A 12,272-nucleotide genomic window follows, 5' to 3' on the forward strand; every position below is an offset into this window, starting at 1 on the left:
TGAGTTCTCCCATGTCTGGAAAACGTCCCGTCGTCATCGACCTCCGCTTCGCACGCGAAAGCGTGGTCTCAGCCTTGCGGTCCGCCTTCCCGGATCGTCCGGTCATCGATATGGGCGATGCGGCCAATGCAGAGCGCGATCTGACCGATGCCGAATTTGCCGTCGTCTGGAAGCCAGACCCCGCGCTTTTCCGTCGCGCCACGGGGCTCAGGGCCATCTTCTCCGGCGGAGCCGGCGTCGATCACATCCTCTCGGCCTATGAGCTGCCTGATCTCCCCATCGTCCGCTTCGTCGATCGCAGCCTCACGGACCGCATGAGCGAATGGGTTATCTGGCAGTGCCTGCATCATCTGCGCAACGGCATCGCCTATGCCAGCCAGCAGCGGGAACGCGTGTGGCATGAAATCGCCGAGCAACCCGAAGCACGCGACGTGACCGTGGGCGTGATGGGCCTTGGCGTCCTCGGCGCCGATGCGGTCAGAAAGCTCAAGGTCATGGGCTTTGATGTCATCGGCTGGTCGCGGCGTGCGAAGTCCATCGAGGGTCTGGAGACCTTCGACGCCGCAAATCTTGAGGCCTTCCTCGGCCGGACGGACATCCTGGTCGGCCTGCTGCCGCTGACCGACGATACCCGCGGCATTTACGACCGCGCGCTTTACTCCAGGCTGCGTCGCACTGGTCCGCTCGGCGGGCCGATCTTCCTCAATGCCGGTCGTGGTGGCAGCCAGAACGAGACCGAGCTGATTGCCTGCCTCGCCGATGGCACGTTAAAAGCCGCATCACTCGACGTCTTCGAAAAGGAGCCGCTGGACCCTGAAAGCCCGCTCTGGTCGATGCCGAATGTGATCGTCACACCCCACGCCGCCGCTGCCTCCGATGTCCGGGCGCTCTTCCGCCATGTCGAAGCGCAGATTGCCCGCCTTGAATCGGGCCTGCCGCTGGAATTCGTGGTCGACCGCGTCTCCGGTTACTGAGCATAGTCTAATTGGCGGAACAAACCCGCCAAGCTTCCGTTGTCCCAGGGAAAGACGCTTCGAGCGTTCCGAAACAACGGGAGTAACGACATGAACAGCCGAACCGACATGCCCGATACCACTGATCGCCGGACGCGTGGTCTGAAGCCCGAGCCGGTGACGGCGACCGAAGCCCGTCAGGGCTTCCGCGGCAAGCCCGTCCTGATCGTGCTTCTGGCCGGCCTGATCCTCGCAATGCTCGTCTGGATCCCGGCCGAGTGGTGGGGTAACGCCATTGCCCCGTCCGATCCGGCAAACCAGCCGGTCGAACAGACCGCACCCGCACCGAGCGAAAATGGCGGCCAAGTGGTTCCGGAATCCAGCCCCACCCCAACCCAGTAATGGGTCGCGCAGTGAGTGCACGTCGCTCACTGGACAATCCGACATCGATTGCCGATAACTGCAGCGGAAGCGGCCGAAACGTTCCGGCCGTCCGCTGCAGTTCCGGCTGCGGATCATAAGGCAGTCGATCATGACCAAGACAGATATTGCGACCAGGGTCTATAACCACACCTGGAAGCTCGATCCCATCATCCGCAGCCTGATCGACACCGACTTCTACAAGCTCCTGATGCTCCAGATGATCTGGAAGCTCTACCCGGAGGTGAACGCCACCTTCACCCTGATCAACCGAACCACATCGGTGCGCCTTGCCGAGGAAATCGACGAACAGGAACTCCGCGAACAGCTCGATCACGTCCGCTCGCTGCGTCTCACCAAGAAGGAGATGATCTGGCTCGCCGGTAACAGCTTCTATGGCCGCGCCCAGATCTTCGAACCCGAATTTCTCGCCTGGCTCGGCAATCTGCAATTGCCCGAATACGAACTCGCCAAGCGCGACGGTCAGTATGAACTGACCTTCCACGGCACCTGGATGGAGACGACACTTTGGGAGATCCCGGCGCTCGCGATCATCAACGAGCTGCGTTCGCGCGCCGCCATGCGCTCCCTCGGCTATTTCACGCTTGATGTGCTCTATGCGCGCGCCAAGGCCAAGATGTGGGCCAAGGTCGAGCGCCTGCGGGAGCTGCCGGGCCTTCGCATTTCCGATTTCGGCACCCGCCGCCGCCACAGCTTTCTCTGGCAGCGCTGGTGCGTCGAAGCCTTGAAGGAAGGCATCGGCCCGGCCTTCACCGGCACCAGCAACGTCCTCCTCGCCATGGATAGCGATCTGGAAGCCGTCGGCACCAACGCACACGAATTGCCGATGGTCGTCGCCGCGCTCGCCAAGACCGATGAGCAGCTGGCGGCCGCGCCCTACCAGGTTCTGAAAGACTGGAACCAGCTGTATGGCGGCAATCTCCTGATCGTCCTCCCGGATGCCTACGGGACCACCTCCTTCCTCGAGCACGCACCGGAATGGGTTGCCGACTGGACAGGCTTCCGCCCCGACAGCGCGCCGCCCATCGAAGGTGGTGAAAAGATCATCGAGTGGTGGAAGAAAATGGGCCGCGATCCGCGCAAGAAGCTGCTGATCTTTTCCGATGGCCTCGATGTCGATGCGATCATCGACACCTACCGCCATTTTGCCGGCCGCGTCCGCATGTCCTTCGGTTGGGGCACGAACCTCACCAACGACTTTGCCGGTTGCGCGCCGCGCGAGATTGCCGGCCTGAAGCCGATCTCCATCGTCTGCAAGGTCTCCGAGGCCAATGGCCGCCCGGCCGTGAAGCTCTCCGACAATCCGCGCAAGGCAACGGGCGATCCGGCCGAGGTCGAGCGCTACATCAGGTTCTTCGGCTCGAAGGACCGCGTCGAGCAGGCTGTTCTCGTCTGACTTCACCCATCTCCTGCTTTAGCAGTCTTGCATCTGTCGCGTCAGCCATGCAGTCTTGATGGCTGCGGGAGGGAGCCCGCGATCTGCAAGGGAGGAATGCCGGATGGACATGCAAGGCAGCGAGCGCATCGAGGCGCCGGTGGAGACCGTTTGGCAGGCGCTCAACGATCCGGAAATCCTCCGTCAGTCGATCCCCGGCTGCGAGAGCCTGGAAAAGACCTCGGATACCCACATGAATGCGAAGGTCGTGCTGAAGATCGGTCCGATCAAGGCCAAGTTCGAAGGCGCGGTCGAGCTGCAGAACCTCAACCCGCCGCACTCCTACACCATCTCGGGCGAAGGCAAGGGCGGTCTGGCGGGTTTTGCGAAGGGTGGCGCCGATGTGACTCTCACTCCAGAGGAAGACGGCGCCACGCTTCTCACCTACACCGTAAAGGCCGAAGTTGGCGGCAAGATCGCCCAACTCGGCAGCCGCCTGATCGAATCGACGTCGAAGAAACTCGCCGGCGAGTTCTTCTCGAACTTCAGCGCGGCCGTCACGTCGGGCGGCGTGAAAGCCGAGGCTTGACCTTGCAGGCCCGATAGGCTGAAAGCTCGGCGCAAGGAAAGATCATCATCGTGGAACCAGCCGAGATGATTCGGCCTTAAGGGGACATGACGATGAACGAAGGACCTGATCAGTATTTCGAGCAGCAGGACATGGCGGTCAAGCTGATGCTTCTCGAGAACAAATCCGACGAACTCACGGACATCCTGGTCGAAGCGCTGCAGGATGCGCTGAAGCTTCTCGAAGAAGAGCTCGCGACCGTTCACTGACCTTGCGCGACCGCTGGCTCAGAACCGGTCGGACACCTGGATCCCGGCGGGGCCCAAGATAACGGCGATCAGCACGGGCAGGAAGAACAGGATCATCGGAACGGTGAGCTTGGGCGGCAGTGCCGCTGCCTTCTTCTCCGCCTCGTTCATGCGCTCGTCACGCCCTTCCTGCGCCAGAACGCGCAAGGCCTGCGCCACCGGGGTACCATAACGGTCTGCCTGAATGAGGGCCTGCACGACGTTCTTCACGCCATCGAGCTGCGTGCGCGTGCCGAGATTTTCCAGCGCCTGTCGACGATCCGGCAGGAACGAAAGCTCTGCTGTCGTCAAAACCATTTCCTCGGCCAGTTCAGGCGATTGCTCGCCGATCTCTTCCGAGACGCGACGCATGGCGGCTTCGAGCGAAATGCCTGATTCGACGCAGATCAGCATCAGGTCCAGCGCATCCGGCCAGGCACGGCGGATCGACTGCTGACGCTTGGTGATTCTGTTCGAGATGTAGATGTTCGGCAGGTAGAAGCCGATATAGCCGCCGACAATGGTGGCGAAGAGCCGCATGGGCAGAGGCTTTTCCGCCAGATTGCCCATCACGAAAATCCAGAAAGCGGTCAGTGCCAGCGTCGCGAACGGCAAGAGGAAGCGCGCGACGAGAAACATGTTGAGCGCGTTCTGCGACCGCAGACCTGCCGCCTTCAGCTTGTCGACCGTCGTATCGTCCACCAGCGCCTTGCGCAGATTGAAGCGCTCGACAATGTCTCGGACGGATTTGTTGTTGGTCGTTCTGAGCGATGCGCGGCTTTGAGCCGCTTCGGCATTCAGCTTCGCCCGTTCCCGGGCGCGGATCAGGTCACGCTCCGTGGAGACCGCACGCATGCGCTTGTTCAGGTCGCCGCGCTCGAAGTAGGGCATGGCGATCGTGTAGAAGGTGGCGAACACGGCAAGCGCCACGAGAATGGCTATCACCAGCGCCGGATCGGTGAAACGTGCTGCCCAGTCTTCCGTCATCGCCGCCGCTCCTCAGATCTCGAAATTGATCATGTTACGCATGACCAGCAGCCCGATGCTCATCCACACCGCAGAACAACCGAGGATGAGATGCCCGCGCGAGTCCGTGAACAGGATGGTGATGTAGCCCGGTGACGTCAGGTAGACCAGGAAAGCGACGATGAAGGGCAGGGCGCCGATAATGGCAGCCGAAGCCTTCGCCTCCATCGACAAGGCGTTGACCTTCGCCTTCATCTTCTTGCGGTCACGGAGGACACGCGACAGGTTGGCCAGCGCTTCCGAGAGGTTGCCGCCCGCCTGGCCCTGGATCGCGATCACGATGGCGAAGAAGCTGACCTCGTTGAGCGGCATGGTCTGGTGCATGCGGGCAACCGCATCGGAGACGCTCAAGCCCAGCTGCTGGGATTCGACGATCCGACGGAACTCGGTCTTGACCGGCTCCTGACCGTCGGCGGCGATCATCCGGATCGCATCGTTGAGCGGCAGGCCAGACCGGATCGAACGCACCATGACGTCGAGCGAGTTCGGAAACTCCTCGAGAAACTTCTTCTGCCGCCGTTTGACGAGGAAGCCGACGACCCAGCGCGGAAGGCCGAGGCCGGCGACGAAGGCACCGCCGACCATCACGAGCGGCGGCATGCCCGCGAGGAAAGTCATGGCCAGAACGACGACGCCGAGCACGGCGCTCAGCAGGTAGAACTGGGTGACCGACACGGACAGGCCGGATTGCACCAGTTTCGCCTTGAGGCTTGCCGCATTTGCCTTCCTGGACTTTTCCTGCTGCTGCTTCTTTTCCAGCTCCTTCAGGGAGTCCTGCACGGACTTGCGGCGTTTGGAAATCTCCTGCACGCGGTCGCGTGCGGCCTTCATCTGCGTGGTATCCGTTTCGGCAGCCCGCACGCGGTTGATGCGGCTCGCCGTCTTCTTGTCGGTCTCGATCCGGGAATAGAGGACACCATAGGCCACCGCACCGGTCGAGACGGCGACCAGGAGCACGATGGCGAGAATGGTGGGATCGATGCCGAACATGCGTGTCAGATCCCCTTCGACTTCTGTTCCATGTTGTCGAGCGCGGCGGCGAGACGACGATCTTCGTTGTAGTAGCGGGCACGGTCCCAGAAATGCGGCTTGCCGATGCCGGTCGACATGTGCCGGCCGATGATCTTGCCGTTGGCGTCTTCGCCCTCGATCTCGTAGCGCATCAGATCCTGGGTGATGATGACGTCACCTTCCATCCCGATGACTTCGGTGATGTGGGTGATGCGGCGCGAACCATCGCGCAGGCGGGCAGCCTGGATGATGACGTCGATCGAGCCGGATATGATCTCGCGCACGGTCTTGGCCGGCAGCGAGAAGCCGCCCATGGCGATCATCGATTCCATACGGCTCAGGCATTCGCGCGGCGTATTGGCGTGGATGGTGCCCATCGAGCCGTCGTGACCGGTGTTCATCGCCTGCAACAGGTCGAAAACCTCCGGTCCACGCACTTCACCGACGATGATGCGTTCGGGGCGCATACGGAGGCAGTTCTTCACGAGATCGCGCATGGTGATCTCGCCTTCGCCTTCGATGTTCGGCGGACGCGTTTCAAGACGCACGACATGCGGCTGCTGCAGCTGAAGTTCGGCCGTATCTTCGCAGGTGATGATGCGCTCGTCCTGGTCGATGAAGCCGGTCAGGCAGTTGAGAAGCGTCGTCTTACCCGAGCCGGTCCCGCCTGAAATGACGACGTTGCAACGCACGCGGCCGATGATCTGCAGGACCTCGGCACCTTCGGGCGTGATCGCACCGAACTTGACGAGCTGCGCCAGGTTCAGCTTGTCCTTCTTGAACTTACGAATGGTGAGTGCCGGCCCGTCGATCGCAAGCGGCGGAGCAATGACGTTGACACGCGAACCGTCGGGAAGGCGTGCGTCGCAGATCGGGCTCGATTCGTCCACACGGCGGCCGACCTGGCTGACGATGCGCTGGCAGATCGACAGAAGCTGCGAATTGTCGCGGAAGCGGATTTCCGACTCGATGGTTTTGCCGCCCACTTCGATGAAGGTCTGGCCGGCGCCGTTGACCATGATATCGGCGATGTCGTCACGCGCGAGCAGCGGCTCGAGCGGACCATAACCCAGAACGTCGTTGCAGATGTCTTCGAGCAGTTCTTCCTGCTCGGAAATCGACATCGCGAAATTCTTGATGGTGATGATGTCATTGACGATGTCGCGGATTTCTTCGCGCGCGCTTTCGCCGTCGAGCTTCGCCAGCTGCGACAGATCGATCGTATCGATGAGTGCCGAGAAAACCTGGCTCTTGGTGTCGTAATAGTCTTCCGTCCGCGGCGGCTTCTTGCGGCTCGGCGTTTGCATCGACGGCGGCGTCACCTGCTGTCGGTTGCTGACCTCGGGACTGCCGGGTTCGATGAGCGTGCTGGTGCGTGCCGCAGGCGCGGCAGCAGCCGGCTGTGCCGGGATCGTGCCGACGCCCGCCCCGCCTTTGCCGAAACCGTCGTTTCCGCGTTTGCCAAACATGAGCTCTACCTGTTCCTGTTACCGGTCACTTCTTGCGCAGTTTCTCGATGAACGAGCCGAGGCCCGCCTTCTTTGGCTTCTTGATCGTCGCGCGGCCCGTCACGAGATGGGCAAGCTGCGAAAATGTCTCCGCCGTCGGCGACTTCCCGTCCATCTCGCTGATCATCCGGCCGCTATTGGCAGCAGTGCCGAAAAGCTGGGCGTCGAACGGAATGATGGCGACGGGTTCGAGTTCGAGCGGCTCGAAGAAGTCGGAAGGCGCGATTTCCGGGCGCTTCGGCATACCCACCTGGTTGAGGATGAGATGCGGCGGCTTGTCCTGCGGCCTCAGCTTCTTCAGCGCATCGATCATGTTCTTCATGTTGCGCAGATTGGCGAGATCGGGTGCGCAGGTGATGACGATGTCGTCGACATCGGAAAGCACGGCGCGCGTCCAGTCCGCCCAGGTATGCGGCAGATCGAGGACGGTGATGGGCGCCGTCCGCTGCAGCACATCCAGAATCGGCTGGAAAGCGCCGCGTTCATAGTCGTAACCGCGGTCGAGCATGGAGGGTGCCGCGAGCAGCGAAAGGTTCTGGCCACACTTCGTCAGAAGGCGATCGAGGAAGACCTCGTCGAGGCGCTCCGGGGAAAACACCGCTTCCGCCATGCCCTGCGCCGGATCCTGGTCGAAATCGATATTGGCCGTCCCGAAGGGCAGGTCGAGATCGGCCAGAACCGTCTCCGTTGAGAAGAGCGACGAAATGCCGAAGGCGCAGTTATGGGCGATCGTCGAGGACCCGACGCCGCCCTTGGCGCCGATGAAGGCGATGGTCCGGCCGAGAGGTTCGGCTTCTGGGTCGACGAAGATCGAGGCGATCGAGCCCATCATGTCCGCCATCGTGAACGGCGCCACGATATATTCCGAAATGCCGTTGCGGATCAGTTCGCGGTAGAGCGCGATATCGTTGTGGCGGCCGACGACAATGACCCGCGAACTCGGATCGCAGACCTCGGCAAGCGGCGCCAGTTCCGCCATCAGATCACGGGGGCCGGCATCGGTTTCCAGGATGATGAGGTTCGGCGTCGGCGTCGACGAGAACATGTTGGCCGCTGCGGCAATGTTGCCGTGCGTGACGCGCATGCTGACCCGGGCCATGCGCCGGTCGCCCGCGCACTGCTCCATGGTCCGATGAACGGTGTCGCTGATGCAGAAGGCATGGATGGAGATGCGCGGCAGGGGGCGGAGGTTGTCGACCTCGCCCGCAACGACGGTATCAGTATCCGCGCGATATCCGCCATTGGGTTCGCCGATGTCATAATCGATCGCGTTCATGCTCTCATCCCGTCCTGTTGGACTGCTGCATCAGTTCGTTGAGGTATCGCTGCCCTTGCGATAGAGGCCGATGACGGTCGACCGTCGGGTCGCATCGATCGGCGCCATGTCGCGCGGGGTCACGAGATCCATCGGATTGGCAATCTGAGCGGCGAGATTGCTCTGCGTCGCGCAGCCGAAATTATGGTAGTTCTTGTTGCTGAAAGTGTTGTCCTGCAGATCTTCAGGCCACTCGCCGCAAGGATTGGTCATGGCCGTGATGGCCACATAGCTGATCCGCACGGGTGCGGCATTGCTGTTCGGGTCCGCCTGATAGGAGGTCTCGATGATCCGGTTCGAAGGCACGCCGCGTGCGGTCAGCACCTGGCGGATCTGCTTGCGCATGTCCGATGCAGCCCCCGAATTCGGCGCGCCGTGAGGCACCATGATCTGGATCGTGCCGGTCGAGGCCGAAAGGTAGTCCGCCGCAAAGCCTGCGATCGAATCCTGAACGCTCACCGTCAGCCTGCGGTCGCCGGACGCGATCGGCACATCGAGCGTGTGCTCCACTTCGCTCAGCATGATCGGATGGCGCGTGCGATAATCGTCCGGAATTGCCGAGGTGGACATCTGGTCCTTCATGCTGCCGCAGCCGGAAAGCACGGCAACGGTCCCAAGAACGATGCCGGACAGGACGAGACGCTGGAATGACTGACGTGCGGATGCCATGGCTGGCCGACTTTCCCTGACTTGACGTGCCGAGTGTTTCATCACGATCCTCGCGCCGTTTACTTGTAGATGAAGCCTACCGCGCCATGGTACTGGCCGGTCGGTTCGCTGTTTTCGCGGCGGCCATAGACCTTGTTCACCTTGTTCAGGAAGAAGGTCGCGCCGTCGTTCTCGGGGTTGAAATTGTCATCCGGCCTGGAGAGGGCACCGCGCGCCACCGGCCGCACCAGATAGGGCGTTGCGATGATGACGAGTTCGGTCTCGTTGCGCTGGAAGTCCTTGCTGCGGAACAGGGTACCCAAGACCGGCACCTTGGAGAGACCCGGCAGGCCGGACATCGCCTGGCGGATATTGTCCTGCACGAGACCCGCGATGACGATCGAACCACCGGAGGGCAGCTCGACCGTGGTCGAGGCTTCGCGCTTGCGGATGGACATGAAGGTCGATCCCGGAATCTGATTCAGGATGTTGCCTGTCACCTGCGAGTTTTCCCAGGTCGGTTCGGAGACATTCGTCTCGATCTGCAGGCTGATGCGGCCCGGTGCCAGAACGACGGGGCGGAAATTCAGCTCGATGCCATAGTCAACGCTCTGTGTCGTGCGCTGGATGGATGTGCTTTCTTCGTCACTTGTGACCTCCTGAGGCCCGGCAAGACGGAACTCGCCACCCACATAGAATTTGGCGGGCTCGCCGGAAATTGCGGTCAGGCTGGGCTCGGCCAGGGTGCGCATGACACCGGCCTGTTCCATTGCATTGATATAGGTGTTGATACCCAGACCACCGATGCCTGCCGAAAGCGTGGCCGTTCCGGTGGGATCGATCGCATTGCCGAGATTGGACGGATTGGCATAGCTGATGCCGGTGGAACCATCCGAAATGCTGCCCGAGAAGCCGAGCTGCTTCAGCACCTGCCGGCTGACTTCAGCAACGGTGACCTTGAGCGTAACCTGATCTTCGCCTTCGATGGTCAAAAGATTGACGATCTGGGACGTCTGCCGCTCTTCGGCGTATATGGCGACGTCGCCGCCGTTGTCCCCGCCTGAAGCGGTCGTGTTGCGCGTCGTCGCTTCACCGCCCTTTAGGAACGCCTCGGCAAGGTTTTCGGCGCGCGCCGCATCCTGTGGCGTCCGGACGGTGCCCGTCAGCACAATGTTGTCCGAGACGATCTCGATCTTGATATCCGATTGTGGAATGAAGCGACGCAGGTTCGCTTCAAGTCCTGCAATATCCCGCTCAATCTCGATGTCGAGGCTGACGATCTCCTGGCCGTCTGAGCCAAAGATGAAGATGTTGGTCTGTCCGACGGTTTTGCCGAAGAGATAGATCCGGCGCGAAGAGCGGGTAACCGCATCTGCCATGGAAGGATCGGCGACAAGAATATCGTGTGCGTCAGCGGGCAGATCAACGACGAGAGCCTTGTTAAGACCAAGCTTCACCGTTCGACGCGCGCCAGGTCCGGAATTGGTGATCCGCATGACCGTTTCCTGTGCTGCTTGAGCAGCCGGCATCACGGACCCGTGCTTTGAAAGCGTGATCGGGGCTCCGCTCATCACCATGGCGAAGGCGATGCCGCCGGTCAGGGAAACTCGAAGTTTATGCGTCAGGCTGGCCACGGTGCGTCCCCACTCACTGCATGGAATTGGCGGTCGAGGAATTCGATTTGACGACCTCGCCGGACTTGATGACCTGGATGGTCGGCTGACCGTCTCCGCCGCTCAGCAAATGATCGGCAGCTGAGGTGTCTTCCTCCTGGGCGTCCGCAACCGAACGAAGGGCAAGAGACAGACGATCGGCCATCTGCTGTGCGACGGTGATCACCTTGGTCTGCTCCGGCGTCAGTTCCAGCGTCGCGGTCGTGCCGATCACGGATTTGGAGCCGTCGGGCGCTTCCTCGATCTGCTGGTCGATCGCCAGAACACGGACATTGGACAGGACGGTCTCGGTCAGAAAATTGTCTTCGTCGCCCTTGCGGACCATGATCACGTCGACACGATCGTTCGGCAGGATGAAGCCGCCGGCGCCGGTTGCAACCGAGATCTCGGTCGACACGGCACGCTTGCCCGATGGCAGCAGCGCCGAAAGGATGCGGGACGAGGAATCGGCGATCTTTTCGCGCCGCAGCGGCTCACCTTCAAAAACAGGCAGGCGCACGACGACGCCGGTGAGCTCGGTCAGTGCATCGGGTCGCGTTGAGGATGTAATGAAGCCATCGACGATGCTGCCTTCCGGCCAGGGCATCCAGCGCATGGAGGTTTCATCGAGCCGGGCACCAACCGGCAGGTTCTTGGCAGAGACCAAAACGTCGACGGTCGGGGCCTTCTCGATCACGGCATCCTGGACGACGACGGTCTTGTTGCCGCTCAGCCGCATGGCGAGGAGACCGGCCATACCGGCAGCCACGACGGCGACAGCGAGTATGATGAGACGGGCGGGTTTCATGATCGATCCTCGGGCGACGCAATAGGTTCTGCCGGAAAGATTGATCAGGAATTGGTGTACTTATGGTTAATGAGCCGCTTACAATCGTAGTTAACGTAAGGTTTCTTTGCGCTTCTAGTTGCTGCTCTGAATAGCTGCGACCACAAGCGGGGAGCTGGGATAGGCGATCAACCCGGCAGCGCCGATAGCGATTGCGTAAGGAATCTTCTTGGCGACCATCAGGGTCTGCGGCAGCCTGACACCCACCGTGGCGAGCTTGTCCCAATTGGCGCGCAAAAGAAGGACCAGGATGGTCAAGGCGCCGCCGAGGTAACCCGTGAACACGAGAAACGTAAACAGCGAAGGGTTGAAGCCGAACCAGAGCGCGGCAGCAGTCAGCAGCTTGGCATCACCGCCGCCCATGACGTTCAGCGCGAAAAGACCGAAACACCCGATGAACACCAGCATGGCGGCCGCCAAGTGCCAGCCAAGCGCGATGGCCGACATGCCGCTGAAGGGAGTAATGACGACGAAAGCGCCGACCAGCAGGAGGCAGATCCAGTTCGGGATCGTCATCTCCAAGAAGTCTGTGAGAGCTGCCATGACGAGGCAGGCTGGAAGAACAAGAAAGACGATCGCTGAATACATGGCTGCTACTCCTCGTCAGCCTGCATACTGAATTTGTGTTGAGATTCCGGAAA

Annotated in this window: 13 protein-coding genes; 5 read left to right on the forward strand and 8 right to left on the reverse strand. The window is 61.3% G+C overall.

What is annotated here, in order from left to right; translation table 11 throughout:
• Window positions 1–11 precede the first annotated feature (11 nt).
• The 5 genes from FAA86_RS09070 to FAA86_RS24550 all read left to right on the forward strand — a co-directional run bounded on the left by FAA86_RS09070 (window position 12) and on the right by FAA86_RS24550 (window position 3,606).
• Window positions 12–974: a 2-hydroxyacid dehydrogenase gene (locus tag FAA86_RS09070; RefSeq protein ID WP_136539925.1), complete on the forward strand. Its 963-nt coding sequence runs from the start codon at window positions 12–14 to the stop codon at window positions 972–974.
• Between the two features lie 90 nt (window positions 975–1,064).
• Window positions 1,065–1,355: a hypothetical protein gene (locus FAA86_RS09075; RefSeq protein WP_136539927.1), complete on the forward strand. Its 291-nt coding sequence runs from the start codon at window positions 1,065–1,067 to the stop codon at window positions 1,353–1,355.
• Between the two features lie 130 nt (window positions 1,356–1,485).
• Window positions 1,486–2,790: a nicotinate phosphoribosyltransferase gene (gene pncB / locus FAA86_RS09080; RefSeq protein ID WP_113458197.1), complete on the forward strand. Its 1,305-nt coding sequence runs from the start codon at window positions 1,486–1,488 to the stop codon at window positions 2,788–2,790.
• 103 nt (window positions 2,791–2,893) lie between these two features.
• Window positions 2,894–3,358 (forward strand): SRPBCC family protein, encoded by a 465-nt coding sequence (locus tag FAA86_RS09085; protein WP_113458198.1) that lies wholly within the window; start codon window positions 2,894–2,896, stop codon window positions 3,356–3,358.
• Between the two features lie 92 nt (window positions 3,359–3,450).
• Window positions 3,451–3,606 (forward strand): hypothetical protein, encoded by a 156-nt coding sequence (locus FAA86_RS24550; RefSeq protein ID WP_167494934.1) that lies wholly within the window; start codon window positions 3,451–3,453, stop codon window positions 3,604–3,606.
• A gap of 18 nt (window positions 3,607–3,624) precedes the next feature.
• Here FAA86_RS24550 and FAA86_RS09090 read toward each other — a convergent pair whose 3' ends face one another.
• The 8 genes from FAA86_RS09090 to FAA86_RS09125 all read right to left on the reverse strand — a co-directional run bounded on the left by FAA86_RS09090 (window position 3,625) and on the right by FAA86_RS09125 (window position 12,219).
• A complete protein-coding gene (locus FAA86_RS09090; RefSeq protein WP_136539929.1) occupies window positions 3,625–4,611 on the reverse strand; it encodes a type II secretion system F family protein in 987 nt (328 codons plus the stop codon).
• A 12-nt stretch (window positions 4,612–4,623) separates the two neighbouring features.
• Window positions 4,624–5,640, reverse strand: coding sequence for a type II secretion system F family protein (locus tag FAA86_RS09095; RefSeq protein ID WP_136539931.1), 1,017 nt, complete (start codon window positions 5,638–5,640; stop codon window positions 4,624–4,626).
• A 5-nt stretch (window positions 5,641–5,645) separates the two neighbouring features.
• Window positions 5,646–7,130, reverse strand: a complete 1,485-nt coding sequence (locus FAA86_RS09100; protein WP_136539933.1) for a TadA family conjugal transfer-associated ATPase — start codon at window positions 7,128–7,130, stop codon at window positions 5,646–5,648.
• 25 nt (window positions 7,131–7,155) lie between these two features.
• On the reverse strand, window positions 7,156–8,445 hold the full coding sequence (locus FAA86_RS09105) for a CpaE/TadZ family protein (RefSeq protein ID WP_136539937.1): 1,290 nt from the start codon (window positions 8,443–8,445) through the stop codon (window positions 7,156–7,158).
• A 30-nt stretch (window positions 8,446–8,475) separates the two neighbouring features.
• The gene (locus tag FAA86_RS09110) at window positions 8,476–9,153 is read right to left on the reverse strand and encodes a CpaD family pilus assembly protein (RefSeq protein ID WP_136539939.1); all 678 of its coding nucleotides are present in this window, start codon (window positions 9,151–9,153) and stop codon (window positions 8,476–8,478) included.
• A 59-nt stretch (window positions 9,154–9,212) separates the two neighbouring features.
• Window positions 9,213–10,766, reverse strand: a complete 1,554-nt coding sequence (locus tag FAA86_RS09115) for a type II and III secretion system protein family protein (RefSeq protein ID WP_136539941.1) — start codon at window positions 10,764–10,766, stop codon at window positions 9,213–9,215.
• A 13-nt stretch (window positions 10,767–10,779) separates the two neighbouring features.
• Entirely contained in the window at window positions 10,780–11,592 is an 813-nt protein-coding gene (cpaB, locus tag FAA86_RS09120) for a Flp pilus assembly protein CpaB (protein WP_113458205.1), read from the reverse strand.
• Window positions 11,593–11,706: 114 nt separating this feature from the next.
• Window positions 11,707–12,219: an A24 family peptidase gene (locus FAA86_RS09125; RefSeq protein WP_136539943.1), complete on the reverse strand. Its 513-nt coding sequence runs from the start codon at window positions 12,217–12,219 to the stop codon at window positions 11,707–11,709.
• Between the last annotated feature and the right edge of the window lie 53 nt (window positions 12,220–12,272).

It is taken from the genome of Rhizobium rosettiformans W3 (assembly GCF_004912135.1).
Lineage (GTDB): Bacteria > Pseudomonadota > Alphaproteobacteria > Rhizobiales > Rhizobiaceae > Allorhizobium > Allorhizobium rosettiformans.

What these genes read in the sequence shown, in the direction of transcription:
- FAA86_RS09070 (WP_136539925.1), top strand. Translation starts at nt 12, where the DNA reads ATGTCTGGAAAACGTCCCGTCGTCATCGACCTCCGCTTCGCACGCGAA.
- FAA86_RS09075 (WP_136539927.1), top strand. Translation starts at nt 1,065, where the DNA reads ATGAACAGCCGAACCGACATGCCCGATACCACTGATCGCCGGACGCGT.
- pncB (WP_113458197.1), top strand. Translation starts at nt 1,486, where the DNA reads ATGACCAAGACAGATATTGCGACCAGGGTCTATAACCACACCTGGAAG.
- FAA86_RS09085 (WP_113458198.1), top strand. Translation starts at nt 2,894, where the DNA reads ATGGACATGCAAGGCAGCGAGCGCATCGAGGCGCCGGTGGAGACCGTT.
- FAA86_RS24550 (WP_167494934.1), top strand. Translation starts at nt 3,451, where the DNA reads ATGAACGAAGGACCTGATCAGTATTTCGAGCAGCAGGACATGGCGGTC.
- FAA86_RS09090 (WP_136539929.1), bottom strand. Translation starts at nt 4,611, where the DNA reads ATGACGGAAGACTGGGCAGCACGTTTCACCGATCCGGCGCTGGTGATA.
- FAA86_RS09095 (WP_136539931.1), bottom strand. Translation starts at nt 5,640, where the DNA reads ATGTTCGGCATCGATCCCACCATTCTCGCCATCGTGCTCCTGGTCGCC.
- FAA86_RS09100 (WP_136539933.1), bottom strand. Translation starts at nt 7,130, where the DNA reads ATGTTTGGCAAACGCGGAAACGACGGTTTCGGCAAAGGCGGGGCGGGC.
- FAA86_RS09105 (WP_136539937.1), bottom strand. Translation starts at nt 8,445, where the DNA reads ATGAACGCGATCGATTATGACATCGGCGAACCCAATGGCGGATATCGC.
- FAA86_RS09110 (WP_136539939.1), bottom strand. Translation starts at nt 9,153, where the DNA reads ATGGCATCCGCACGTCAGTCATTCCAGCGTCTCGTCCTGTCCGGCATC.
- cpaB (WP_113458205.1), bottom strand. Translation starts at nt 11,592, where the DNA reads ATGAAACCCGCCCGTCTCATCATACTCGCTGTCGCCGTCGTGGCTGCC.
- FAA86_RS09125 (WP_136539943.1), bottom strand. Translation starts at nt 12,219, where the DNA reads ATGTATTCAGCGATCGTCTTTCTTGTTCTTCCAGCCTGCCTCGTCATG.